Annotated in this window: 23 protein-coding genes and 1 tRNA gene; 15 read left to right on the top strand and 9 right to left on the bottom strand. The window is 47.0% G+C overall.

Features of this window, described 5'->3' with window-relative positions; translation table 11 throughout:
• The first annotated feature begins 163 nt into the window (after window positions 1-163).
• The 10 genes from H608_RS0111715 (at window position 164) to H608_RS0111670 (ending at window position 10,006) form a co-directional block, all read left to right on the top strand.
• Complete coding sequence (locus tag H608_RS0111715) at window positions 164-1,435, top strand: OmpA family protein (protein WP_038008309.1); 1,272 nt, start codon at window positions 164-166, stop codon at window positions 1,433-1,435.
• 4 nt (window positions 1,436-1,439) lie between these two features.
• Window positions 1,440-2,105: a hypothetical protein gene (locus H608_RS0111710; protein WP_028787840.1), complete on the top strand. Its 666-nt coding sequence runs from the start codon at window positions 1,440-1,442 to the stop codon at window positions 2,103-2,105.
• The gene (locus H608_RS0111705) at window positions 2,102-3,049 is read left to right on the top strand and encodes a hypothetical protein (protein WP_028787839.1); all 948 of its coding nucleotides are present in this window, start codon (window positions 2,102-2,104) and stop codon (window positions 3,047-3,049) included. The genes H608_RS0111710 and H608_RS0111705 overlap by 4 nt, the downstream gene beginning before the upstream one ends.
• A 61-nt stretch (window positions 3,050-3,110) precedes the next feature.
• The gene (locus H608_RS0111700) at window positions 3,111-3,854 is read left to right on the top strand and encodes a hypothetical protein (protein WP_028787838.1); all 744 of its coding nucleotides are present in this window, start codon (window positions 3,111-3,113) and stop codon (window positions 3,852-3,854) included.
• A 26-nt stretch (window positions 3,855-3,880) separates the two neighbouring features.
• Window positions 3,881-4,633 (top strand): hypothetical protein, encoded by a 753-nt coding sequence (locus tag H608_RS0111695; protein ID WP_028787837.1) that lies wholly within the window; start codon window positions 3,881-3,883, stop codon window positions 4,631-4,633.
• 87 nt (window positions 4,634-4,720) lie between these two features.
• A complete protein-coding gene (locus tag H608_RS0111690; protein WP_155990142.1) occupies window positions 4,721-5,503 on the top strand; it encodes a hypothetical protein in 783 nt (260 codons plus the stop codon).
• Window positions 5,504-5,556: 53 nt separating this feature from the next.
• A complete protein-coding gene (locus tag H608_RS0111685) occupies window positions 5,557-6,165 on the top strand; it encodes a hypothetical protein (RefSeq protein WP_028787835.1) in 609 nt (202 codons plus the stop codon).
• 129 nt (window positions 6,166-6,294) lie between these two features.
• Window positions 6,295-6,915, top strand: coding sequence for a response regulator (locus tag H608_RS0111680; protein ID WP_028787834.1), 621 nt, complete (start codon window positions 6,295-6,297; stop codon window positions 6,913-6,915).
• Window positions 6,916-6,926: 11 nt separating this feature from the next.
• Window positions 6,927-8,837 (top strand): tetratricopeptide repeat-containing sensor histidine kinase, encoded by a 1,911-nt coding sequence (locus H608_RS0111675; RefSeq protein ID WP_028787833.1) that lies wholly within the window; start codon window positions 6,927-6,929, stop codon window positions 8,835-8,837.
• An 80-nt stretch (window positions 8,838-8,917) separates the two neighbouring features.
• A complete protein-coding gene (locus tag H608_RS0111670; RefSeq protein ID WP_028787832.1) occupies window positions 8,918-10,006 on the top strand; it encodes an alkaline phosphatase family protein in 1,089 nt (362 codons plus the stop codon).
• Between the two features lie 84 nt (window positions 10,007-10,090).
• On the opposite strand, the gene H608_RS0111665 is transcribed toward H608_RS0111670, so the two are convergent.
• The 7 genes from H608_RS0111665 to gltX form a co-directional block, all read right to left on the bottom strand.
• Window positions 10,091-10,870 carry an enoyl-CoA hydratase/isomerase family protein gene (locus H608_RS0111665; protein ID WP_028787831.1) on the bottom strand — a complete coding sequence of 260 codons (780 nt, stop codon included), beginning with the start codon at window positions 10,868-10,870 and terminating at the stop codon, window positions 10,091-10,093.
• Between the two features lie 126 nt (window positions 10,871-10,996).
• Window positions 10,997-14,062, bottom strand: a complete 3,066-nt coding sequence (locus H608_RS0111660; protein WP_028787830.1) for an efflux RND transporter permease subunit — start codon at window positions 14,060-14,062, stop codon at window positions 10,997-10,999.
• A 13-nt stretch (window positions 14,063-14,075) separates the two neighbouring features.
• Entirely contained in the window at window positions 14,076-15,119 is a 1,044-nt protein-coding gene (locus H608_RS0111655; protein WP_028787829.1) for an efflux RND transporter periplasmic adaptor subunit, read from the bottom strand.
• A 5-nt stretch (window positions 15,120-15,124) separates the two neighbouring features.
• On the bottom strand, window positions 15,125-16,492 hold the full coding sequence (locus H608_RS0111650) for a TolC family protein (RefSeq protein ID WP_028787828.1): 1,368 nt from the start codon (window positions 16,490-16,492) through the stop codon (window positions 15,125-15,127).
• A gap of 33 nt (window positions 16,493-16,525) precedes the next feature.
• The gene (locus H608_RS0111645) at window positions 16,526-17,161 is read right to left on the bottom strand and encodes a TetR/AcrR family transcriptional regulator (protein WP_028787827.1); all 636 of its coding nucleotides are present in this window, start codon (window positions 17,159-17,161) and stop codon (window positions 16,526-16,528) included.
• Window positions 17,162-17,378: 217 nt separating this feature from the next.
• Complete coding sequence (locus H608_RS0111640) at window positions 17,379-17,789, bottom strand: cobalamin B12-binding domain-containing protein (protein ID WP_028787826.1); 411 nt, start codon at window positions 17,787-17,789, stop codon at window positions 17,379-17,381.
• A 22-nt stretch (window positions 17,790-17,811) separates the two neighbouring features.
• Window positions 17,812-19,347 (bottom strand): glutamate--tRNA ligase, encoded by a 1,536-nt coding sequence (gene gltX / locus H608_RS0111635; protein ID WP_028787825.1) that lies wholly within the window; start codon window positions 19,345-19,347, stop codon window positions 17,812-17,814.
• A 68-nt stretch (window positions 19,348-19,415) separates the two neighbouring features.
• Here gltX and H608_RS0111630 point away from each other — a divergent pair, with 68 nt between their 5' ends.
• The 5 genes from H608_RS0111630 to H608_RS0111610 all read left to right on the top strand — a co-directional run bounded on the left by H608_RS0111630 (window position 19,416) and on the right by H608_RS0111610 (window position 23,372).
• A complete protein-coding gene (locus H608_RS0111630; protein WP_028787824.1) occupies window positions 19,416-20,057 on the top strand; it encodes a polysaccharide deacetylase family protein in 642 nt (213 codons plus the stop codon).
• Between the two features lie 222 nt (window positions 20,058-20,279).
• A complete protein-coding gene (locus tag H608_RS0111625; protein WP_038008306.1) occupies window positions 20,280-21,050 on the top strand; it encodes a TatD family hydrolase in 771 nt (256 codons plus the stop codon).
• A gap of 62 nt (window positions 21,051-21,112) precedes the next feature.
• Window positions 21,113-21,199 (top strand) — tRNA-Ser (locus H608_RS0111620).
• Window positions 21,200-21,362: 163 nt separating this feature from the next.
• On the top strand, window positions 21,363-22,820 hold the full coding sequence (locus H608_RS0111615) for an alpha/beta hydrolase (protein WP_028787822.1): 1,458 nt from the start codon (window positions 21,363-21,365) through the stop codon (window positions 22,818-22,820).
• Between the two features lie 36 nt (window positions 22,821-22,856).
• Window positions 22,857-23,372: a hypothetical protein gene (locus H608_RS0111610; protein ID WP_155990141.1), complete on the top strand. Its 516-nt coding sequence runs from the start codon at window positions 22,857-22,859 to the stop codon at window positions 23,370-23,372.
• Here H608_RS0111610 and H608_RS0111605 read toward each other — a convergent pair whose 3' ends face one another.
• Entirely contained in the window at window positions 23,373-23,981 is a 609-nt protein-coding gene (locus H608_RS0111605; protein WP_028787820.1) for an FMN-binding negative transcriptional regulator, read from the bottom strand. It lies immediately after the preceding gene.
• Between the two features lie 191 nt (window positions 23,982-24,172).
• Window positions 24,173-24,476, bottom strand: a 304-nt coding sequence (locus H608_RS24515; RefSeq protein ID WP_038008304.1) for a hypothetical protein, incomplete at its 5' end; no start/stop codon positions are given.

Here is a 24,476-nt window from a genome sequence, read left to right as displayed (position 1 = left end):
CGGGCATATTGCCGAAAGGCAGCGCCCCGGTAATAAATCGATTGACATCACCTGCTCCTATGATCGTCAGGGAAAACCCTGAAGTCAAATTCCCCGGTTTTCCCCGATAAAGGCAGGTTGTTTTCTGTTCATTTTTGCTTTATAAACCAAAGCATTGAAGGATATGAAAACGTTACTAACTTTTATTGCATTGACAGTCTGCCTCTCAGCCGGCGCCCAAATCATTAACCCCAAGCAAACGGCCAAAAGAAAAGTGGAAGACAGAACTAACGGGGCCACGGACAAAGCCATCGACAAGAGCCTCGATAAAGTGGAAGAAGGCATTGGCAGTATTTTCAAAAAGAAAGATAAAAAGGCAAAAGATAAAAAGGACAATCCCCCTGTCACCACTTCCAACTCCGGAAGCGGAAACAATAGTAGCGATCCTTCGGTTAAGTCAAACTCGAAATTCGACTTTGTGCCCGGTGCCCGGGTTTTATATTTTGATGATTTTCAGCGACTGAACACCGGTGACTTTCCTGCAGAGTTTAATACCAATGCAAGTGGCGAAGTGGTTAATGTAGACGGCAAAAACGGCAAGTGGTTAGCCATGACCAAGAACGGCGTATTTATTCCGGAGCGCATTAAGGAATTGCCCGACAACTTCACGCTGGAATTTGAAGTGGCCTTGGTGGGTAATCCCGGTAATAATTATTCCGGACTCGGGTTGAATTTTACCACCGACAAAGATCAGCTTTTCAAAGATGTGCTGTTTGGTGAGGGTTCTTCCATTTTGTACCTGCATCCCGGGGCAGACCTTGTTTCTATACAAATCTTACCCGCCAACGGCGGTCCGGAGATTTACAACGACATCCCTATGCCCCAATGGTCCCAGAACGGAAAGCGATTTGCCAAAGTAGCTGTCTGGAGACAACAAGGCCGCCTGCGGGTATACCTGAACGAAGATAAACTCGTGGACATGCCGCGTTTTTTTGCGGAAAATAAGCCTTACCAGATGGCATTTTTCAGACGTTTTTTTGATGACTGCGAACTGTTAATGACGAATATCCGCTATGCAATTGCAGGGGAGGATACCAGAAGCAAATTGATTACCGAAGGGAAATTTGTTACCAACGGTATCCTGTTCGATGTAAACAGCGATAACATCAAACCTGAAAGCGGAACGGTATTAAAAGAAATTGCCACTGTACTACAGGATAACCCGGCAGTGAGGGTGAAGATAATCGGCCATACCGACAGCGACGGCGATGCAAACAGCAACCTCCTGCTATCGAAAAAAAGAGCTTTATCCGTTAAAAACGCACTGATCAATTTTTATGGGATAAATGCTGACCGGATCGAGGCCGACGGGAAAGGAGAAAGCCAGCCTGTACAATCGAATAACACCACCACAGGCAAAGCACAGAACCGCCGGGTTGAATTTATCAAACTATAGCGCCATGCGAAAAGCAATTTTTCCGGTTGCGGTTATGCTGCTGCTGGCCTGTAACGACAAACAGGAATCCGCCGTTGTTCCCGCCACATTTGAATACAGGCAACTGGCCGCCATCATGAAAGACCCAAAGGCGATCGACAGGGAACGCATTGCCGGAATAGCCGGCACAGAGGCCACTAAACTCAAAACATACCAGGAAAATTTTTCTGCTGATGTGTCGAAAAGGACAATCGTTTTCAGTTGGCCGAACGGAGAGAAAAAGTCAGTGAAAACGACCGGCGGAAAAGAATTACAGCTCGAGGGCCATAGTTCTTTGGGACTGGGGTTTGTAAAGAAAACTTCGGAAGAAAATTTTCGTAAAAAATTCGCGGGTAAAGCATCAGTGCAAGAAGAAATAAACAGCATCACCAAAGATGAAAACATCGATGCGGATATCGCCATCAGTGAGGCCAGGTACCTGGCCGAAAATGCACGGCTGCAGCAATTCGAAGAGGTGGAAAATGTTGGAGAGGCAGCCTACTGGGAAACACCTGTAAATGCCCTTCACGTTTACGCCCGGGGGATTTCGTTTACCGTAACAACGAATATGGAAAATGAAAAAGAAAGCCGCAAGAAAGCTGTTGAACTCACAAAATTCATCTTTAGCAACCCACCAAAATTATCAGAATGAGACTAACTATCCTGACACTTTTTTTGCTGTTTTCCTCCGCTTCTTATGGAAAGAAACTCATTACCGCCAACTGCGAAATGGGAGGTGGCTGTACGTTTCAGCTTTCCGAAGCAGATGCAAGCGATTATGATATGGCAGAGGGAAATAGCAATGGCTACTATGAAAATCTTCCCGAAAACGCCATACTGGTAGACGTTAAGATCGACGGCAAGTGGGAGCAATACGTGGAAACAAAGATGACGCGCTCACAACTGGATAAGTTTTACGGCGGGGATGGCTTTACCATGATTTACCCGTTCAACCCCAACTTCCAGCCTTTGGACGGGGGGTGGCAGATCAAGATCGGTACAGTAACCGGCGATATCTGTTATGGTCAGGAGTCGAATATGTTTAAGTCGATGCTGCAAGGCATGTCGCAATCGGGTGAGGTTAACTTTCCCAAACCCTTCCATGCCCGTTTCCTGATGAACAATCCTAATGTGAAGTGGCAACGTATAAGGCCGGATTTGTACAAAGCTCATCTGGGAAACGATTTTGTCAGTTTAAAATTTGATGTACAAATCATCAGCGAAAAGAAAATCGAGGGACTGTTCACGGCTACCATCAAAGTGCCCACGAAAGAACCTTGCATCAATAAAATTCCCATCACCTACATCTGTGTAAAACCTAAAGAATGGAAAGATCCGTGGGAAGACATGGAAGAACCGGAGCCGGGAGACGACTTGCTGCCCGTTAATCCTACAGGAAAAAATGGCGACGATCTGCTACCTGTGAAGCCCGGCGATGATCTTCTACCAGTTGAGCCAGGCAAAAATCCGAAACCAAACGTACCCCGCCTGGAGGATCCGAAACCGGATATACCCAGGCTGGAAGATAAGCCCAAACCCAACGTGCCGCGGCTGGAGGATAAGCCCAAACCCAACGTGCCAAGACTCGAAAATTAAAAAAACATACCGGTGCTAAAGCCGGACCATTAACCATTAAACCCTTTAAAAAACGACACAAATGAAAAAAATCCTGACAGTTTTTGCCGTAGCCATCTTCGCGTTTTCGTGCCGCAAGAACGATAAACCAGACCCCCAACCTGTTTATGCTTTCAAAGGCTTATTTGAAATGACAACAAGCTTCAGCAGCGACCCGGAAAACTTTCTTTTCGAAAATGGCCGGGTATTTTATGGCAACGAGGCCGGCAATATTCATGCAACTATTGCCTCAGGGAGCAACCTTAACATCAACTCCACTACTTATACCTATGACGCGGGTACACAGAAAATCAAGTTCGATTATTCAGGACGTAAATGGGAGGGTACCTATGTGCCCGCAACCGGAAAAATAATAAATGGTGTGGTTAAATCTTTTAATGGCCTAGCAACAGTAGGCGCGTTTAACGGCCAGAAGCACATTCCCGGCACATCGGGGAGCAACCTGCTTAAAGGACACTGGAAAGGTGTGTATGGCCCGGGAAATAATTTGTACAACCTGATCATCGAAGACAACTCCATGATTGTAGTAGCTGGTTATGAAAATAGTTTGATGTGTAATAATAATACCGGTATAGGTCTTTCACTGAGTCGTCCTGCCATTAATGATAAAACCATCACCTGCATTTATCAATATATCGGCCTCGGTACCTTCTCTATGGAGGCAACTTATAATCCTTCCAGCGGAAAACTGGAAGGTACATGGGGTACCGGTACGAATGTATCGGGTGGAGGAACGATTGTGTTAACCCCGGAAAATATCGATTGATCCTTACTATTCTTTAAATAATAATCATGAGACATTTTTTTTCTTTACTACTGGTAAGCGTCTTTTTATTCTCCTGCCGGAAAAGTGACAAGCAGGGATCGACAGAAACTGTCAGGGTAATCGACCGGATTGAAATCAAAAAAACAACTACGTCAACAGGAAATGTATTGAACAATAAAATCACGTTTGAATACAACAACAAAAAGGAAATTGCCAAAATAGCCACTTTTGAAGAAAATGTACTGTACTACAGCTATACATATACCTATCAGAACAATATCCCGGTATCTTCCAGGTACGATTTTACTTTCGGCGGTGATCCTGTCTACGAAGTCAGATACGGGTATGTAAATGGCCGCTATGCAAGCTATTACGACACTTATTACGACGACATCACCAACTTTTCCTACAATCAGCAGTTTAATCAATATACAAACTCAATAAACGGCAACCGTTTCATATTGAATGAAGCCGGCGATGTGTCTGTTATTACAGCTTCAGGCAACGAGTACGCATTTGCTTTTGACCAAACCAAAAAAGGACCGCTTTACAATGTGGTCAATAAGAAGTGGATTCCCGCGTTGTGGTATGGCCTTGCAGGACTCACCGTGGTGGAGATAACTACCTATCCGGTTACTTCCTTGTTTGATGATAATATTGCTCAGGTAAACCCCTATACCAACACGTTCGATGCGGATGGATTTGTTACAAAATCCATATTCTCTGTCGCCAACGGATCGCTGCAGTATGAGGTGACCTATGTCTACAAATCAATCTGAACGCTAACCGGAACCGCCTGCTCATAAAATCTTGTGTGCGTGCCGACCGGGAAATTTTTATAAAACGCCAAATGGATAAAAATGAAAATGAAATATCTCCTGATCTTTTGCCTGTTTCAGGGTCTGATGTCTTGTTCTGAGAACAAAAAAACGAAATCAGCCTACGGAGAGCTAGATATTGAAGGGGCTATAGAAAATGCGGAAGGCCGGAGAAAAGCAAATCCCGCCGCTTCCGGTGGTAATAAGTGCCTGCTGGGCTATCAAACCGGCTATGACAAAATTCTTAGCGGGGATCAAGTATGCGCTGTTACCGGCTTTTCAAAAGAGGTGATGGAGACAAAAAGTTCCACTGTTTTGAAAAACCCTGAGCATCATAGTTTCGAATACAGGTTTACCAATGGCAGGATCCAGACCATTCCCCAGATCGGTCAGAAGCTGGCAATGCCTGATGTAATTGGCATTTCGGCTATCAAGGCCATATCACTAGCGGCATTTGAAAGTACGTACAGGGTTATAACGGATGAAGAAATGAAGGTGGCTGAAAACTCGCTGAATGATGCAACAGAAGGAAACACCGGTAATCCCGATGCGGATGCCGCTTTGGCGCGGGCCGGTGATAAAAATGTGAGTAAGGACCAGATCAGGAAAACTGGCGGAGAGGTATTGAACATTATAAAAGATGTATCCCGCGGATACCGTACTATAGAAGGTTTGGGTGATGCTGCACGGTGGAATACGGTAAGCAGGGAGCTTGTGGTGTTGCAGAATGGCGTACAGTTTATGATCCACAGCAATATCAGTGAGGACAATGAAAAGAATAAGTCAGTAGCCGTTGAACTGGCGAAGATGATTTTGGATAAATGTAAATAATCTATTCTGCAATCATTCACGCACGATAACAAAGCTTTTTAAAATCGAAACAAATGCAAAGACTCCTGATCTTATTCTCCGTCCTGCTGGTATGTTCAGGATGCGGGGAAAAGAAAAGCGAACCATCCGCAATGACAGCAGAGAGGGCCGTTGAAGCCCTTTCAGGTAAAGAACCGGATGCCCGGAATAGCGATAATATTGAGCGAAATAACGTGGACATTGATGTGCTCCTGGATGGCGAAAATATCGGCGCACGTTTTAAGGACGGGTTCGGCAGCATCGTGGCAAACAGGGATGAAATTGTTATTACGGTTAATGCTACCGGTGAACGGCCAGACAATCTGCTCATCGGGTTTTCGGCAACAGACCTTACAACTATGCGGCCGATCCACGGTAAAACAAATGCCGGCGACGGTAAAGTCTTCACACTTTCCCTGATGAAAATTATTGGAGATGGTATGGAAGCAATGATGTCGTTTGATGCGGAAGGAACAATCGTTTCTATGAGTAATACAAAAACAGTCATTAAAGTAACGGGCCATCTCGGCTATCCCGCCGACGCAGAAAACCCGGAGAAATGGAAAAAGTTCCATGGTACAATTACCCTGCATTATCCTGTTTTTCAAACGGTGGGAATTGCAAAAGATGATGTTATCTATTGAGCCGGCTCAGATCAGCGTCGGCGTTGCCAACGACCTGCATCAGGTAAACTGATCCTGGATAAAGACAAATTCCCGGCCACCCGAAAAATGACTAATTTTAGCTCTAACCTGAGACCTAAAATTAGTTAAATGAGAATACTGCTTGCAGATGATCATTTCCTGGTGCTGGATGGCCTGGAAGTGCTGCTCTCTACTTTCGATTTTGTGGAAGAGACAAAAAGTGTATTAGATTATGTAGGGCTGAAGAAGATGCTGGAAAAAGAAAAATTTGATGTGCTGTTTCTCGATATCCATTTTGGTAAACACGACGGCCGGGAAATCATCCGTGAGATCAAACAGATGATGCCTGATATGAAAATAATTGCGTTAACCAGTCAATCGGATGCAGCGACTATCAAGTCCTCTGTTAATGCCGGTTTTGACGGCTATCTCCTGAAAATTGACGGAAGGGATGATATTGAAAGGGCCTTAAAGGCGGTAACCAATAACGAGAAATATTTTAGTGCTAAAACGCAGCAGGTTTTTTTTGAAACGCAAACAGCGAAAAACAAAGTAGAACTTACCGAGCGGGAAAAAGAAATTCTGCAACTCATCGTTCAGGAAAAGACCACCAGGGAAATTGCGGAGCAACTCTGTCTTTCAGAAAAAACCATTGAAACACACCGGGGGAATATTATGCTGAAAATGGATACCCGGAATATTGCCGGTATGGTGAAAAAGGCCATTATGGACGGCCTGGTTAATCTCTGAAAACTTCAACTATGAAGAGAATTATTATATTTTTTCTGCTGCTGCCGGCAGCAACTCATTTGTATGCCCAGGGCTACTGGGACCTTCTTTCCGGAAAAAGTAAGGAACTGGTGATGAAAGGTACCGGATGCTGGACCGAAGGTGGCGAAAATTGTATCGCTTATCTCTTTGAAGCCTACCGCCTACCCCGGCAATCAAATGGAAATTGCCCGGGATGCATAGAAGTTGAAATAGCGAAATCCTATTCTTACCTGGAAAAATTCGATTCAGCACAGTATTTTCTCAATCGTGCCACCGCATCTCTGGAGAAAATGAATTATACAGATATGCGCGTGAAGCATCTCGACGCAGAAATCCTGAATAGCGCTGCGATGAACTTTTACTATATGGGTAAAATTGATTCTACTATTGCTTATGTAAAAAAAAATATTGAAGTCATAGACAAAACAGGAAATAAGAAGTCCTCTGCCTTTGCAAAAATGAATCTTTCCTCAATTTATATGACGGTTGAGGATTATCGGTCTGCTGTTCAGTATTGTTTACTGGCATTTAACGAGTTAAAGGAACTGGATGTGCTTGAAGACAGCCGCGTAGCTGTTCTGGCGGGCAACCTGGCCACCTGCTATCATGAACTGGGAAAGCTCGACTCTTCTATGCTCTGGGCCGCCAGGGCCATCGATTGGGGACAGAAAGCTAAAAGCATTACAGCACAGGTGTATGGTAACTATGTCATGGGCGCCAACCTATCGGGCACCCGGCCCGATTCCGCACTCCATTACCTGAACCAATCATTGGAACTTGCCCGTAAAAGCGGCCGGTCCAACTATGTGGCAAAAGCTCAAATGATGAAAGGAGTGCTTTTAGGTGAAATGAAACGCTATACCGAAGCCAGGGAAAATTTACTGGAAGCCGTCAGGTTGATGGAAAAAAATCCGGCTGACCACGACTATACAGAAGCCATCAGACATCTTGGATTAATAGCAAATGAAAGCGGTGATTATAAACTTTCGGCCCAATACCTCAGAGAGTATGTGTTGATCAAAGATTCTTTAAATGTGATCAGCAACCAGCAACTCCTGCACGAGTACCAGACGAAATACGAAACGGAGAAGAAAGAAAAGCAGATAGGAGCCCAGGAATTGAAGATCCAGCAACAGCAGTCAAAACTGCTGTATGCAATTTTAGGCGGCGCATTGCTGGCCTCACTACTGGGCGGTATTTTCATCTACAACAGGAAAACACAAAAGTTGAGATTGAAACAGTTGCGGCAGGAAAAGGACAACGCCATGCTGAACGCATTTATTTTAGGGGAGGAGCGTGAACGTAACCGCATTTCGCATGAACTGCACGACGGTGTTGCCGCCATGATCGGCGCAGCCAAAATGAGCCTGGAGTCTATTCCACACCTTCCCCAGGAAAAACGCATGGAACAGCTTTCGAAAGTCAAAGGGATTTTGGAAAATACGCATGCCGACGTCCGGCACATCGCCCACAACCTTCTTCCTTCCGTACTGGAAAAAGAAGGAATAATTAAAGCCACCGAGCAGTTTGCCAGTGAAATCAATGAAGCCAGGCTGCTGACTATTTCGGTAGTGGATAAAAACAGTAACGCACATCACCTCTCACAACAATTGCAACTGATGCTGTTCAGAGTGATCCAGGAACTGGTCAACAATATTATCAAACATTCCCAGGCGCAAAATGCCGGAATCGTTTTCCAATATACCAATGGCCTGCAGATCGAAGTAACGGATGATGGAATAGGATACGAAGACACGACGGACTCCGGCAACCACGGACTATACAGTATAACACGACGCCTGGAGTCGATAGGCGGCAACTTCAGGATTACAAAAAGAAATTACGGCGGCACGAAAGCAATGGTAGAACTAAACACGAATATGCCCCATCGGGCAGTGTGATCCGGAGCCCGAAGCCCGGGAGCTTTTTACAACATCGAAACTGCCCCCGATTGTTTATTTTTAGCTTCTAAAACTTCCGCATGCGCCTTTTTTACCTGATCCAGGCAATGGTAGTTGGCTGTTCTTTTGCCTCTGCACAACGCACCGCCGAAAACCTGATCATTATCACTACCGACGGCCTGCGCTGGCAGGAGGTATTTGGTGGAATGGATACCGCACTGGCCCGCGACCCCGCCTTCAACGAAGAAGACAGCGCGTATATTTTTGCCCACTACTGGCATGCCGATGCAAAGGAGCGGAGAAAGAAACTGATGCCGTTTCTTTGGTCGCTGATGGAAAAAGAAGGACGCCTTTACGGCAACCGCCTTGCCGGCAGCAAAGCCAACAATGCCAATCCTTATTGGTTCAGCTACCCTGGCTATAGCGAACTGCTCACGGGTTTTGTTGATACCGCTATCAACAGCAATGGGTATCCCGAAAATCCCAACCTCCACGTCCTTGAATTTTTACACCATCAACCTGGTTTTAAAGGAAAGGTTGCGGCATTTGGCGCATGGAATGCTTTTGACAGGATATTAGCCCAATCACGTGTGGGTTTCCCGGTGATTTCCGCATTTGATACATTGACAGGAAAAAGTCTGACCCCCAACCAATTGTTGTTGCATCGCATGCTGCGCGATAGCTACCGGCCATGGGGTGATGCGGAATGTCTTGATGTATTTACCCATTATGCCGCGCTACAATACCTTCAGCAAAAACGGCCGCGGGTATTGTATATCGGTTATGGAGAAACAGATGAGTGGGCGCATGCCGGCAAGTATCGTTCTTACCTGGATGCCGCAAAACAAGTCGATAAATGGCTGCAGGAGTTATGGACTTTTATTCAAAATGATCCGCAGTATAAAAATAAAACAGCCATCTTTTTAACAACAGATCATGGCCGTGGTGATATCATCAAACGTCAATGGACGGATCATGGATCGGGTGTGCAGGATGCTTCAGAGATCTGGGTAGCCGGCTGGGGCAAAGGTGTAGCCGCGGGAGGGGAACAGCGCAACAGCCAACCGCTGTTGTTGCAACAGATGGCAGCAACCTTCGCAAAAGTACTGGGCTATCAGTTCAAGGCGCCGCACCTTGTGGCTCCTTTGGTTGAAGGCTTCCTGAAGTAGCAAGAAATTCAAAAGTAAAAAGTCAAAATTCAAAAAGAACAGAAACGCTTCTGCACAAATTTTTGAATTTTGACTTTTGAATTTTTACTTGGCTTGAAAAGCCGCTTTTCTTTTTTCCAGAAACGCCGCAATGCCTTCTTTCGCATCGGCAGTATCAAACAGTTCGCCGAACAAACGGATTTCTGTATCGTAACCATTTACTTTTTCGTCATACACAGCATTGGCCGCTTCAATGCAGCCGGCAACGGCCAGTGGCGCTTTGCTCAATATCGTCTGAAGAATGGTTTTTGTTGTGGGCAATAATTCTTCTGCGGTTGTTACGTGATTGACCAGGCCGTACTGATGTGCCGTGGCAGCATCGATCATGTTGGCAGATAACAACATTTCTATTGCGCGGCCTTTGCCGATCAATTGCGTTAAGCGCTGCGTACCGCCATAACCCGGAATCAGGCCAAGGTTCACTTCGGGCTGACCGAAACGCGCTGTTGCTGAAGCCAGTCTGAAATGACAGGCCATCGCCAGTTCGCAACCACCTCCCAGGGCAAAACCATTCACGGCCGCCACAACGGGTTTGGGACAACGCTCTATACGGTCAAACACTGTTTCCTGTCCATGACGCGCCAAAGCCTCACCACCTTTGGCATCCAGGCTACTGAATTCGCTGATATCGGCACCCGCAACAAACGACTTGGGGCCGCTGCCGGTCAGGATCACCGCTTTGATATCAGGGTTGCTGTACACATCATCGAATACTTTTCCCAACTCTCCGATCACCGATTTATTCAACGCATTCAGTTTGTCGGCACGATTGATGGTAACGGTCAATATATGTTCTTCCAGGGAAACAAGAAGTGTCTGGTACATAGCTATCGTGTTTTTTACAAAAATAGGCGTGAATCGCCAATCGCCAATGAAACAGCCAATACAGTTCACGCAAAGCTACATAAGCGGCAAAGTCGCAAAGAATTGATTATACTTATTACTTAAAACTTACAACGGCTGTTTTACTTTTACCTCCACCTTCGGCGGCATCAATTTATAAATAACCGGCGTTACGATTCTGGACAACAACGTAGAGCTGATCAAACCTCCGATCATCACAATCGCCAGCGGTGAGATCAACGGATTGCTCGACAGGGCAATCGGTAACAAGCCCCCGATCGCTGTCAGGGAAGTGAGAATGATCGGCAGAAATCTTGCTTCACCCGCTTCTTCGATCGCTTCCATTAACGGTTTGCCTTCTGCCCGTAACTGATTCGTAAAGTCAACCAGCAGGATCGTATTTTTTACTTCAATACCCGCGAGTGCCACAATGCCGATTGTTGCTACAAAGGATAATGAATTGCCGGTGACCAGCAATGCCAGCACAGCACCAACAATACCCAACGGAATAACCGACAATACGATGAGCGTACTCTTGAACGTGCGGAACTGTAATACCAGCACGGCAATGAACATGAACACGGTCACGAGAATGATCTTGCCAAACCCGCTGAAAGATTCACTTTTGCCCTCTACTTCGCCACCCATTTCATAACGGTAGTTATCGGGTAGTTTTTTCTGATTCAGTTTGGCTATTACCGCGTCGATCACTTCGGAGTTCAGGTAACCTTTGCGGACGAAAGCAGTAACCGATACTGTCCGCGTTTTATTGAAGTGATTGATGTGCAAGGGTGAAGTTTCCATGCCGATTGTTGCGAGTTGATTCAGCGGAATGGCTTTTCCCTGCACATTGTTTACATACAAGTTGTCAAACACGGTAAGGTCGGGGTAGGACTTGCCCGGCACACTCAACACGATCGTATAATCATCGTTATCACGGTTGGGATTGGTAAAATTGCCGACAGGGAAGCCTGCTACGGCCATCCGCACGGTACGCGTGATGTTGACAGTCGGTACACCCAGCATCTGCGCTTTTTCCTTATTGATAAATACACGGATATCAGACTTCAGGTTGCGGATGGGATTGTTTACATAAATGGTGCCTTCGGTTTGTTTCAGTAAGGTTTCCACTTCGGAAGCCAGTTTGCTGAGTGTATCGAGATTTTCTCCCAGCAACCGTACTTCCACCGGAGAGATCATCGGTTGTCCCTGTTCAAAATTCTTTACTTCCACTTTTGCCCCCGGGTAAGGTGTCCACCGGTTGCGGAGCATTTCAATGATCGCTATTTTTTTATCAGGACGTACATCCGGTTGCAGTTGTACAAAGATCTCAGCGAAATTGCTTTGTTCATTTTGCTGGTTCACGTTGTAATAAATACGCGGATTGCCTTTGCCGGTATTGGATGCGAAGTACCGGATCTCCGGAATTTTGCGCAGTTCTTTTTCAATTTGCTTCGTCAGCGAATCGGTATGATAAATATTTGACTGCAGCGGTGCCGTGATGTCGATCAGGAATTGCGGTTTCTCCGAAGCGGGGAAGAGGCTCGATCCGATAACAGGAATCAGCAGCAACGAACCGACAAAGATCGCCGCACCTACGGCGAGCGTTTTCCAGGGATGTTTCAGGGCACGGTCGAGCAGTTTTGCATAAGTACCATGAATGAGTTTTTGCAATCCGCGCAGGAAAAAGTTGCCGTGTTCATTGGCATGTGGTTTCAGCAAACGGCTCGACAGGAAAGGGACGATCGTCAGTGCCACGATCATCGAGGCAAAGATGGTGGCGATCACCGCTACCGGAAGACTGCGGATAAATTCACCGCTCGACTCCGGCATAAAGGCCAGAGGCATGAATGCGATGATCAGGGTGGCGGTACAACCCAGCACGGCCATACCGATCTGGTTTGTTGCCTTCAATGTTGCTTCCAATCGGGAATGGCCATTGCGCATCCACCGCTCGATATTTTCCACTACCACAATACTGTCGTCCACCAGCAGACCCAAGGCCACTACCAGCCCCACAATACTCAACTGGTTGAGGTTATAGCCCAGCATATTGATAAAAATGATACCGATGCCGAGTGAAAGCGGCACTGCGATCATCACAACGAGTGAAGCACGCATGCCCAATGGCAGCAGGGTCAGTAACACCAGGCCGATCGCGATCATAAAATCGACTCCCAGGTGCCCCAGCCGGCTATTGACATTATCGGCCTGATCGAAGTGTAAGACCAGGTCCATGTTGGCGGGCAATTTCTCCTTGAAATTATTGATCGGCTTCAGGTATTCTTTCTGTGCGGTAGAAATATTTTCTCCTTTTTTCAAAGCGGCTATGATCGTGATGCAACGGTGGCCATTCAACCGCGTAATGTGTTTCTCCTGCGAGTAATCAAAATAAACTTTCGCCACATCTTTCAGAAAGATCGTACGGCCTGTGCCTGTGGCCAGTACCGTGTTTTCAATTTCTCCGATACTCTGATAAGTACCATTGGTTTTAATGTTGAAAGACTTGCTGCCTTCGTTGATGCTGCCGCCGGGGATATTGGTGATCTCGCCCTGGAGTGCCCCGGCCACAACGGTTACCGGCAGATGCAGTTGCGCCAGTTTATCCAGGGCAAGGTCTACGCGGATGGTAGGATCGGGAATGCCTTGTATTTCCACATTCTTCAACGAGGGGATTTTTTCCAATACCTCTTCCAGGTCTTCGGCGGCTTTACGTAATTTATCACGCGGTGCATTTTCGCTCACCAGCGCCATCTGCAGGATGTTCACATTCGACGGATCGATTTTTTGTACGTCGATGCTGTACAGGTCGGGCGGCAACTGCGATCGCATGGCGCTTACTTCCCGCACCACTTCCTGGTATTTGTCGTCTACGTTGCTGTTGAAACGGTATTCAACAAACAGCAGGGCCAGACCATCGTGAATGCTGGTTTTGATGCGCTTGATATTATCGAGGCCGTATAATTTTTTTTCCAATGGTTTTACAACCAGTTCTTCCATGTCCTTAGGACTGGTACCCGGATACACTACTACTACGGGAAACATCGGGGCATTCAGTTCGGGATCTTCCGAGCGCGGCATGGTCAGTACCGTGGAAATACCAACCGACACGATCATGAGCACCATGATGAGTGTGAACTGGTAATTCTTTATCGCGTATTGCGCTATTTTCATACTCAGTGTGGTTTCAGTTGATTTTGATTTTGGAACCGTCATTCAGGTAAGCACTACCGGAGATAATCAATGAGCGGACATTTTCCAGTCCGCTGCTGATCAGTACCTGGTTATTTTCTATGCGTGCGATCTGCACTTTTACCTTGCGGGCAGTTTTGTTATCATCGGTTACAAATACATAACCTTCATTGCCGTTGCCATCGAGCAGCGCATCGTAAGGGATAGGCCATGCGTTGGTAATACGGGTGGGATAAATAACGGCTTTACCGAAAAGGCCGGCCGCCAGTCCTGCAGGTGGCTTTCCGGTGATCTCGATTTCTACATTGAACGTGCCACTCATGGGATCGATGCCTTCTGATTTTTTTGAAACAAGGGCGGGGAATTGTTGCCCGGGCAATGCATCGGTTGATACCAGGGCTTTATCGCCCGTTTTAATCATCGCCCATTGTATGTCGCTTACGCCTGTGCGCAACAACCATTTGCCCTGCGTGGCACCATTGATCTGCAATACAGGTGTACCGGGACCAACCACCTGTCCTTCGTTGGAAAATTTGCGAAGCACATAGCCACTGGAAACGGAACGGATCTCCGTATAAACGCGGTTGAAGCCGGCGCTGCTGTTTTGCTGGCGCGCCACATCATAAGCGGTTTTGGCATTTTGCAATTGCTCGAGGGTAGCTACACTGTCGCGGTAAAGATTTTGTGCGCGTTCATAATCGCGTTGTGCTTTCTGCAAAGCCAGCGAAGCCTGTTCGGCCATTGCATTGATTTCGGTAGGATTTAATGTAGCCAGTATTTGTCCGCGGCTCACGGCATCGCCTTCTTTTACAAAAATGCGGCTGATGATGCCCCCGTTTTTAAACGATAGAATTGTTTCGTCGTCTGTGGTAAACTGACCGGAAGTATTGACTTCCTGGCGTAAAGAATCCTGTTGCAGCGGCAGGATGCGGACGGGGATGATATCGTCCTGTATCGGGTCTGTTTTTTTGTCGTTGCCACACGACAGGAGGAAAGTGCTCATAAGCGCCACAAGAATGGCTGATGTGGTTTTATGCATGGCAGTTATTTTTTCAGATTAAAAGAAGCGGTTTCTCTTTCCAGTGCAGCAGCAGCAATCAGTACACGGTATTGGTTGATATTATACTGAAGTTGTGCCTGTGTGTATTGATTGCGGGCATCGATGGTTTCGATAAAGCTGTTGGTGCCTTCGCGGTAGCCGCGTTCGATGAGGCGTTGATAAGCCGCGGCGGCTTCGAGTTGTTTGGTCGTGGCCTTGAAGGATTGCCAGGAAGCCAGCAGGTTGTTGTGCGCTGTAGTGCCGGTCAGTTGTAATTGCTGACGGGTTTGTTCTATGTTGAGCCGGGATGTGCGCGCGTCGAGTTCAGCCTGGCGGATCTTGTACTTATTCCGGTAGCCGGCAAAAATGGGAACATCCAATTGCACACCGAGCATATAATAGCGTGATTGTCCGTTGAATTGCCAGTTCTGCGATTGCGAACCAAGATCGAGGAAGCCGTTCAACTTGGGATAATAAAAACGCTTGTTCATCTCCAGGAGATTTTCATTGATGGCGAGTGCCTGGCGCAAGGCGCGGAACTCTTCGCGTTGTTCGTTTGAAGGAGGTGCCATCAATGTCGATTGTATCTCATCGAGGGCGGCAGTTGAATTGTAATTGCTGTCGATGGCTGCGGTTTGTTCGCGGTTGAGCAAAAGGTTGAAATAAGCACGGGCATTGATCACCTGCTGGCGTGCCTGGTACAACTGTGCATTTACCTGTTCAATTTCACTGTTGGAACGAAGCAGGTAAGCGTGCAGGCCTTTGCCGTTATCAAGTAGCTTCTGATTTACCCGTTGACCTTCGCGTGCGAGTTCGAGAGCGCTTTCATAGATAGCAACGGCTTGTTGGGCGGTGAGGTATTGGTAATAAGCGCTCTTAATATTCTTGACGAGTTCGCGTTTGTAGAGGTCTACTTCGATCTCACTGAGCGTTATTTGCTGACGGCTTATTTTTTTACCATACCGGATGTCTTCATTGATGATCGGTAGGGTGGTGCGGATGCGGCCATCGTAGAAGTTTTTGGGTAAAAAGTTGATGCGTTGATTTTCCAATTGGGGAAAAGCATTGCTGGCGGTGAGTTGGTTAAGCGTTGCATACACACCGTTGAGCAGATCGCCGAGCGGGAGGTAGATATCGCGGCCGCCATCGGCTGTCTGGTAACCGAACTGAAAATTGACGGCCGGGTAGCTCCAGCTCTTCGCGATTTCCAGCGCTGCGTTGGCTTTTTCGAGGGAAATGTTTTTTTGTTCCAGTACAATGTTGTTGGCAAAAGCACTGTCGATGTATTGCCGGAGCAATTCATTTTGCGCGTTGACTGCCGATGGAAGTAAAAACAAGAACCCGAGGCAGGCTTTACTGAATACCGTTCTCATTATTTACACTGTTAATTTATGGTCAAAAAAAAGTTACCGGAGTTTTTCCAGCATCTTGATAAATGTCTCAAATGTGTGTTGCAGCACATTGTCCACGTCCTGCAAAATATTTTTATGGGCTACTACCATGTCCAGGTGTCCTTTTAATTGCAGGGCGCAGAGTCCGTGCATGGTGCTCCAGACAACTAAAGAAAAAGTTTCGGGATCCATTGAACGGAAATAACCAGCTTCCTGGCAGGCCTGGATGCCGGAAAGGAGGAGGCGGAAAGCCTGTTGTCCTTCTTCCCAATGGTTGTCTGCGCAATCGTGTATCGTTTGGAGCGGATCTTTCATGATGAACATAAGCTCATAGAAATCACCGTGTTCCAGCGCAAACTGCATATATACTTTTCCCATGGCCTTGAGTCGCTCAAACGGGTCTTCGATCACCAGGAGAATACTCAATTGCTGGCCGAGGATTTTGAAGCCTTCCTGGTGCAGGGCGTGGGAAATTTCAGCTTTGTCTTTGTAATAGAGATAGATGGTGGTGGGACTGAACTCAATTTCGGCCGCAATCTTCCGGATAGACGTAGCCTCATAGCCATCCTTCATGAACAGCTTTTTGGCTGCGTCGAGGATGAGCTGTTTGAGGTCTTCCTTGTGTTTGCGTTTACGTTCCTGTATACCCACTTGAATTATATTAACGGGGCAAATATAATTAACAGTGTTAATAAATCAAAATCCAAAAGTAAAAATTCAAAAATTAGGGGGTGGGGTGAATAGTGAATGGTCAATGGTCAATAGTGAATAGTGAATAAGGGAATACGCGAGTGGAAACAATAGTAATTGACTCATTGAGTGATTCACCTATTGCCCAACATAAAACTTATAACTTACTACTTATTACTCAAAATTCCCTGTGCTCCGCTACCCATGTCCGGATATAATCCGCAATTTCAGTAGTGGGCGTACCGGGCGCAAACAAACGGCCTACGCCGGATTCGTTGAGTTGCTGCATATCATCTTCGGGAATGATGCCGCCGCCGGTGAGTAATACATCGTTGAGTTGTTTTTCTTTCATCAGCGCCATGATCTTGGGGAACACGGTCATGTGTGCGCCGGACAGAATGCTGATGCCGATGGCGTCTACGTCTTCCTGGAGGGCGGCATTTACCACCATTTCCGGTGTCTGCCGCAGACCGGTATAAATAACTTCCATGCCCGCATCGCGGAGAGCGGTGGCAATTACCTTGGCTCCTCGGTCGTGACCGTCGAGGCCGACTTTGGCAACTAATACACGGACAGGTCGGTTAAGCATATAGCAAGCGTTTTGTAAGCGATCAATTGAATAATGGCAAAGCCTGCTGGATACGGCGCACCGTTTCCTCTTTGCCCAATACTTCGGCGATATCAAATACCTGCGGACCAAATTTACCGCCTACCAGCATCACGCGGAACGGCAACAATACATCGCCCGGTTTTAATTGATTGGCAGCAGCGATCTCTTTAAAGTTATTCTCCAGTTCCTCCGCTTTCCACAGCGTAGCCAGTTCAAAATTGCGGATCAGTTCGGTAAAGAAAAGATTTTTCGCTTCCGACCATTTTGGTTTTACCGCAGCCGCATCGATATTGGCAGGACGCTGGAAGAAAAAGCCAGCTTGTTCGATGAAGTCGGGCAGCAATGTACAACGATCACGCACCAACCCCAGCACTTTCGCTACCCGATGTTGATCGGATACATCAAATCCATGTTCGGCCAGCAAGGGCGAAACAGCTTCCTGCAGTTTATTTATATCGACACGTTTGATCCATTCGTGGTTGAACCATTTGGCTTTTTCATAGTCGAAACGCGCGCCACCATTGTGTACGCGGTCGATAGAAAATTTCTCTGTCAGTTCTTCCAGTGAAAAAAGTTCCTGTTCGGTTCCGTCGTTCCAGCCAAGCATCGCCAGCAGGTTGGTAAAGGCTTCCGGCAAAAATCCTTTTTCGCGGAAACCTTCGGTAAGTTCGTTTGAACGCGGGTCGGTCCAGTTCATCGCAAAAACGGGGAAACCATATTTCGCTCCATCGCGTTTACTGAGTTTGCCCTGCGGACCCAATATCAGTGGCAGGTGCGCCCACTGCGGCATTTTATCCAGGCCGAATAAATATTTCCACAGCAACACGTGTACGGGAGCAGAAGGCAACCATTCTTCCCCGCGGAAAGCATGGGTGATCTCCATCAGGTGATCATCTACTACCACTGCAAGGTGATAAGTGGGCATGCCATCGGCTTTGAGCAATACTTTATCATCGCTCAGACCGGCATCAAAACTTACTTCGCCACGGATCATATCGGTGAAGGTGATCGTTTCTTTTTCCGGCATGCGAATCCGCACCACATAGGGAATGCCTTTTTCGAGCAACACGTTTGTTTCTTCCAGGGAAAGTGAAAGCGAGTTGCGCATTTCCATGCGTACGTTGTGGTCATATTGGGGAGAAGGATTGTCTTCCGTGCGGAATTGCTCGCGCATTTTTTCCAATTCTTCGGGTGTATCGAAAGCATAGTAAGCGTAACCATCGCGGACGAGCTGATCGGCATATTGCTGGTACAGACCTGCTGCTTTGCGTTCGCTCTGGCGGTATGGACCGTAGGCGCCGGGTTTCAAAGGACTCTCATCCGGTTCGAGACCTGCCCAGGCAAGGCAGGAAAAAATATATTCCTCTGCGCCGGGAACATAGCGGCTCTGATCGGTGTCTTCGATCCGCAACACAAAATCACCGCCGTGCCGGCGGGCAAACAGGTAATTGTATAACACTGTTCTTACACCTCCAAGGTGCAAACCACCGGTAGGTGAGGGTGCAAAACGAACCCTTACTTTTCTCGTTGCCGTCATAGGCGGCAAAAGTACAACGATTGGGGGATTGGTCGGCGAATCAATTATATTTGGCGTTTGATTCGTGCATGTATTTTATAAAAACTCCTTTCTGGCTCAAACGGTTTTATGCCGGTTATACCTGGGAAATACCTGTCTCAGGCAAAGCGCTTTTTCTGACCTTTGACGATGGTCCCCATCCCGTTGCCACTCCGTTTGTACTCGATATGCTGAAGTCATATGGTGCGAAAGCTACTTTTTTTTGTATTGGAAAAAATGTGGAGGCGCATCCTGATATCTACCAGCGTATTTTGGAGGAAGGGCATGCTGTCGGCAATCACACCTGGCAGCACCTGAATGGATGGAAGACGGGAACAGATCTTTATATAGCAGATATTGCTAAAGCGGCGCGTGTGATAACAAGCTCATTGTTTCGTCCGCCCTATGGGAGAATTACGGGACAGCAGGCAAAACAATTGAAGAAACTTACGTTGGAGGCCAGGGAAAAAAACAGCGTTAACCGCGTGATAATGTGGGATGTACTGAGTGCGGATTTTGACATAAAACTGGATGCAGCTACTTGTGCAAACTACGTTATCCGGCACAGTGAGGCAGGATCGGTTGTGGTATTTCACGACAGTGAAAAAGCATTGCCGCGACTGACGGGAGCGCTTCCGCAGGTATTAAAATTCTTTTCGGAAAAAGGATTTTCGTTCGAAAAAATAAAGTAGGAAAAATTATCAATTAAGAAAAAAGATCATTTACAGGATACTTATTTAGAATAAGTTGGCTGAAAAATTTAGGGCCTGGGTAGAAACCCTGGCCCGTTTTTAATCCGTACCCTATGAAAACTGGATTAAAGGTATAATAAATTTTAATTTCTCCAAACCTATTTTCAATTTTAACCCGGTACCGGGGGGTGAAAGGGGTTTAAAGGCTCAAAAACTTGACAAATGATGCTCATCGACACGCATGCACATACGTATTCAAATTCATTTAAAAGTGACGCAACGGAAATGCTCGTCCGCGCCCGCGAGGCCGGCATCGGAAAAATACTAATGCCCGCGATAGACCGTTCCACGCATGAGGCCATGCTGGAAATGGAAGCAAAAAACGATTGCTGTCATAGCATGATGGGCGTTCATCCCTGTTCCATTGGCGAAAACTTTGAAGAGGAATTGAAGGCGGCCGAAGAGTACCTGGCCAGCCGTCCGTTTATTGCAGTGGGTGAAATCGGTCTGGACTTCTACTGGGACGTCACTTATAAAGAGCAACAATACAAAGCGCTGCGCTGCCAGATCGAATGGGCCTTGCATTATGACCTGCCGATCTGCATTCACTCGCGCAATGCCACGGCGGAATGTATCGAGGTGGTGAGCGAGTACCAGCAGGGAAAACTGCGCGGTGTGTTTCACTGTTTCTCCGGCGATGCCACCCAGGCCGCCCGGCTGACGGAGCTGGGATTTTATCTGGGTATCGGCGGGGTGCTGACCTTCAAGAATGGCGGACTCGATACGGCAATCAAAGACGTCGATCTCTCGTGGCTGATCCTCGAAACGGACGCCCCTTACCTGGCGCCTGTACCTTACCGGGGAAAAAGGAATGAGCCGGCCTACGTGCTGCATGTGGCCCAGAAGCTGGCCGATCTGCGGGAAACGAGTCTGGAAAATATTGCGGACGTGACCACGGCCAATGCCCGGGCATTATTTCGCCTGGAAGCCTAAAAAACCGGTGAAATAGCGGTGCCTGTAATCACAGAAAACCGTATTTTTGCCACCCTTCAAACAGAGAGGTGTCCGAGTGGTTGAAGGAGCACGCCTGGAAAGTGTGTATACGGGAAACTGTATCGAGGGTTCGAATCCCTTCCTCTCTGCGAAAAAAGCCAGCTCATTTTGAGCTGGCTTTTTGTTTTGCGCCGTTAACTGGAATAGGCCTGCCGGTCGCCTTCTTCGATAAAAAGCGTTGTCTGACGATAGAACAGCTTTAATGCCTGCCCATAACAACACCATAAGAATAAATTTCTCTATTTGCCGGGTATGAAAAATATCTTCTTATTCTTCTTCCTGCCGGTATGTAGCATCGTTAATGCACAGGTTAACCTGAAGGTGGAATTGGCACCGCAATTTGCCGGGCCCTATAATGGCCGGTTGTATGTTTATACCTTGAAAGACACTTCCGGGCAATTCAATGAACGGACGATGGCCGAAGAACCGGCTTTTTCTCTGCCGGTAAAAAATTGGCAGGCAGGCCAAACCATTAATTTTAAATCTGGCGCCACGCCTTCTCATATAGCTATCGATTCACTGGGTAAAGGTGTCTATAAACTAATTGCAATTCTTGATACGAATACCAATGAAAGAGCCAATTCAGCTCCGGGCAATTTGTACAGCCGGGCAGAAGGTTTGCTGCAAATCAGTACTTCGGGACGGGGCGAAGGCCTTGTTACTTTATCTAATGTGTTTCAGGAAAGACAATTTCGTGAAACCCCTCTGGCAAAAGAAATCAGGTTTCAATCCGGTCTGTTAAGTGAGTTCCGGAAAAAGCCCATTTTTATTAAAGCGGCGATTGTGTTTCCTGCTTCCTACGTTGCGGATAGTGCCCGGCGTTACCCCGTGGTCTTCATTATCCCGGGTTGGGGCGGCACACATCATCATGGCGCGATCTCCGGTAACCAGCAACTGTATGGCATGGACCTGGGTAAAGACAAAATCTATATCTATCTCAATCCGGAGACTCAAACGCCGTGGGGACTTCATGCTTTTGTAGATTCCCGGGTAAACGGACCCTGGGGAAAAGCGCTGGTGAGCGAATTTATTCCTTACCTCGAACAACATTTCAACGTGACCAGAAATCCCCGGCAACGCTTCCTCATGGGTCAGAGTTCCGGTGGTTATGGGGCGGTTTGGCTGGCACTGAATTATCCCGCAAGCTTCGGCGGTTGTTGGGCCACCTCACCGGATCCGTTAGACTTTTCTTCCTTTACCGGTGTGGATCTCTATAAGGATAAAAATTATTATACCAATACTCAGGGAGAAGAGCGGGGAATAAACCGAGTAAACGGTGTTTTTCAGCAAACATTACGCAAGGCCAGGCTGGCCGAGTTGTTTGCGGGTGATGGTGGTCAGCAGCAATCATTTGAAGCAGCATTCGGACTGCCCGGCAGGGATGGCCGGCCCAAAGACCTGTTTGATCCACGCACGGGAAGAATCGATCAGCAGGTCGTTAAAGAATGGCAACCCTACGATCTCGCCCTGCTGGTAAAAACACAATGGCCCCGGATTAAAAAAGAGGGTGTGGGCAAAATCACCATCTATGCAGGTGGCAGGGATAACTACCTGCTGAATGAATCGGTGCTGGCCTTTGAACAAAAAGCGAAAGCGGCGGGCGCTGACATACGGGTGGTAATCCTTGCAGATGCAAACCATTTTCAGGTTCGTACCCGTGAGCTCAGTACTACGATACAGCAGGAAATAGATAATTTGATCGGTCAATAACCTGATCGTCGTGCGAATTACAGTAAATTCGATGGTATGAAGTCTTTACTTTTTCCATTTGTTATCCTGTTGATGCTTTCCTGCAACAACGAAAAGAAGGAAGTGCCGAAACACACCCCGGAAAAGCGTGCAGCGCCGGCCGATGCGTTTTCCGCTATCCGCGAAAAAACCAATACTATCGATGCGCTGGAAAACCCCGAAAAAAAGCAATTCGAGGTTAGTTGCGGCAAAAAAATAAAAGTAGACTATACAAGGCACAATGGTGAGGTGGTTAGGATCGCAGTTGATTTTTTAAAAGAAGGCGATGCGGAGATAAAGGCCGATTACTACTATGAGAACAACAAACTCATTTACATTTTTGAAGTAGTAAGAAAAGAAGGGGAAGACCAGAAAACATACAGTTCTTATATCGAAAATGACAAAGTGATCCGCTATTTCTGGAATCATGGCGAGAGTCAATGCAAGAAATGCGAATTCAATGCTTCCTCGAAAGAATACAAATTATTAAAAGCGAATACCGTCGCTGAAATAGAGGCTGTACTTTGCCGGTGATCAGGGCAGGTTCCGGATGGCTTTTCCCAATGCCTGTTCCATATTATCGGCCGAAGCTTCCAGTTGCGTGGCGATGCGCTCGCGTTCCCCGGTAGTTTTATTCTGGCTGAGTTTCTTCGCGCCCTGCAGTTTGGTTATTTCCATTTCAAAGGCCACCAACCCCTGCATCATGCCGGTTTTATATTTTTCCGGAAGACTGTCCCACCTTTGCTGATAAGCTGCTTCGTAAAAGGAAATGGTTTGTTCGAGCAAAGCTGCCTTACCCGCTTCATCTTCGATTACAGTAACCTGTCCATAAGCGTGGACGGCGATATAATCCCATGTAGGTACGCTTTCCCATTTGTTATAATGCTCCGGAGAAATATAAGCATGCGGGCCGCTGAAAATCACGAGTGCTGTTGTGTTGTTCAACTGAGCCGCCTGTTCATTGATTTTCGCCAGGTGGGAGCGGAGCCATACATTTCCTTCCCGCTCTTCTACCAAAAACGGCAAATGTGTGGCAACCGGCAATTGATCTGCCGTTGTCACGAAAGAGGCAAAGCTGTATTGCTTCATAAAGGCAACCAGTTCGGGTTGGTTGTCGAACCGGAACATATGGGGGATGTACATGACGGAAAGGTAGTAAGTATTAAGTAATAAGTTTTCAGGGAGGCGTTAGGCTTTAGGTATAAGGCTTAAGGAGTAAGGTGTATGGTGTAAGGCCCGACACTTCGGGCCGAAGCTTCGGGCCGAAGCTTCGGCCTAAAGCGGAGGGAGTAAGGCATTCACCATTCACTATTCAATGTCGTTTCCTTAAGGCTTTAGAGGTGTTTATAGTTTGAGTTTGGCGGTTTTTTTTTGAGGTGTTTCCGGGGGAAGCGTCTTGCTGGCCGGATAATTTCCTTTGTTTTCAGCAGTATACTGTCGATCGCTTTCAGACATGGAACAACCATTCCTTTGACCACCATTACATGCAAGTGATATTTGACGATGGCTAATGTATTAGTACGATTGACCTTGTATTTGTGCTTATTGCTGGTTTGGGCCTGTTCTTTTTTCAAGCGCTCTTCCACCGGAAAGGCCAGTACCGCCGCACTGGTCATCATGAACAAGCGGGCAAAAAAA

The sequence above is a fragment of the Terrimonas ferruginea DSM 30193 genome (genome assembly GCF_000425585.1).
In the GTDB taxonomy this organism is placed as follows: Bacteria; Bacteroidota; Bacteroidia; order Chitinophagales; family Chitinophagaceae; genus Terrimonas; species Terrimonas ferruginea.
The sequence above is the reverse complement of the archived record's forward strand: the minus strand, read 5'-3'. Positions and strand labels throughout refer to the sequence as shown.

Coding starts and splice junctions, on each gene's coding strand:
- H608_RS0111605 (WP_028787820.1), bottom strand. CDS start 23,981: ATGTACATCCCCCATATGTTCCGGTTCGACAACCAACCCGAACTGGTT.
- H608_RS0111640 (WP_028787826.1), bottom strand. CDS start 17,789: ATGCTTAACCGACCTGTCCGTGTATTAGTTGCCAAAGTCGGCCTCGAC.
- H608_RS0111690 (WP_155990142.1), top strand. CDS start 4,721: ATGAAATATCTCCTGATCTTTTGCCTGTTTCAGGGTCTGATGTCTTGT.
- H608_RS0111705 (WP_028787839.1), top strand. CDS start 2,102: ATGAGACTAACTATCCTGACACTTTTTTTGCTGTTTTCCTCCGCTTCT.
- H608_RS0111625 (WP_038008306.1), top strand. CDS start 20,280: ATGATGCTCATCGACACGCATGCACATACGTATTCAAATTCATTTAAA.
- H608_RS0111700 (WP_028787838.1), top strand. CDS start 3,111: ATGAAAAAAATCCTGACAGTTTTTGCCGTAGCCATCTTCGCGTTTTCG.
- H608_RS0111675 (WP_028787833.1), top strand. CDS start 6,927: ATGAAGAGAATTATTATATTTTTTCTGCTGCTGCCGGCAGCAACTCAT.
- H608_RS0111665 (WP_028787831.1), bottom strand. CDS start 10,870: ATGTACCAGACACTTCTTGTTTCCCTGGAAGAACATATATTGACCGTT.
- H608_RS0111655 (WP_028787829.1), bottom strand. CDS start 15,119: ATGCATAAAACCACATCAGCCATTCTTGTGGCGCTTATGAGCACTTTC.
- H608_RS0111715 (WP_038008309.1), top strand. CDS start 164: ATGAAAACGTTACTAACTTTTATTGCATTGACAGTCTGCCTCTCAGCC.
- H608_RS0111610 (WP_155990141.1), top strand. CDS start 22,857: ATGAAGTCTTTACTTTTTCCATTTGTTATCCTGTTGATGCTTTCCTGC.
- H608_RS0111685 (WP_028787835.1), top strand. CDS start 5,557: ATGCAAAGACTCCTGATCTTATTCTCCGTCCTGCTGGTATGTTCAGGA.
- H608_RS0111650 (WP_028787828.1), bottom strand. CDS start 16,492: ATGAGAACGGTATTCAGTAAAGCCTGCCTCGGGTTCTTGTTTTTACTT.
- H608_RS0111670 (WP_028787832.1), top strand. CDS start 8,918: ATGCGCCTTTTTTACCTGATCCAGGCAATGGTAGTTGGCTGTTCTTTT.
- H608_RS0111630 (WP_028787824.1), top strand. CDS start 19,416: ATGTATTTTATAAAAACTCCTTTCTGGCTCAAACGGTTTTATGCCGGT.
- gltX (WP_028787825.1), bottom strand. CDS start 19,347: ATGACGGCAACGAGAAAAGTAAGGGTTCGTTTTGCACCCTCACCTACC.
- H608_RS0111615 (WP_028787822.1), top strand. CDS start 21,363: ATGAAAAATATCTTCTTATTCTTCTTCCTGCCGGTATGTAGCATCGTT.
- H608_RS0111695 (WP_028787837.1), top strand. CDS start 3,881: ATGAGACATTTTTTTTCTTTACTACTGGTAAGCGTCTTTTTATTCTCC.
- H608_RS0111710 (WP_028787840.1), top strand. CDS start 1,440: ATGCGAAAAGCAATTTTTCCGGTTGCGGTTATGCTGCTGCTGGCCTGT.
- H608_RS0111660 (WP_028787830.1), bottom strand. CDS start 14,062: ATGAAAATAGCGCAATACGCGATAAAGAATTACCAGTTCACACTCATC.
- H608_RS0111680 (WP_028787834.1), top strand. CDS start 6,295: ATGAGAATACTGCTTGCAGATGATCATTTCCTGGTGCTGGATGGCCTG.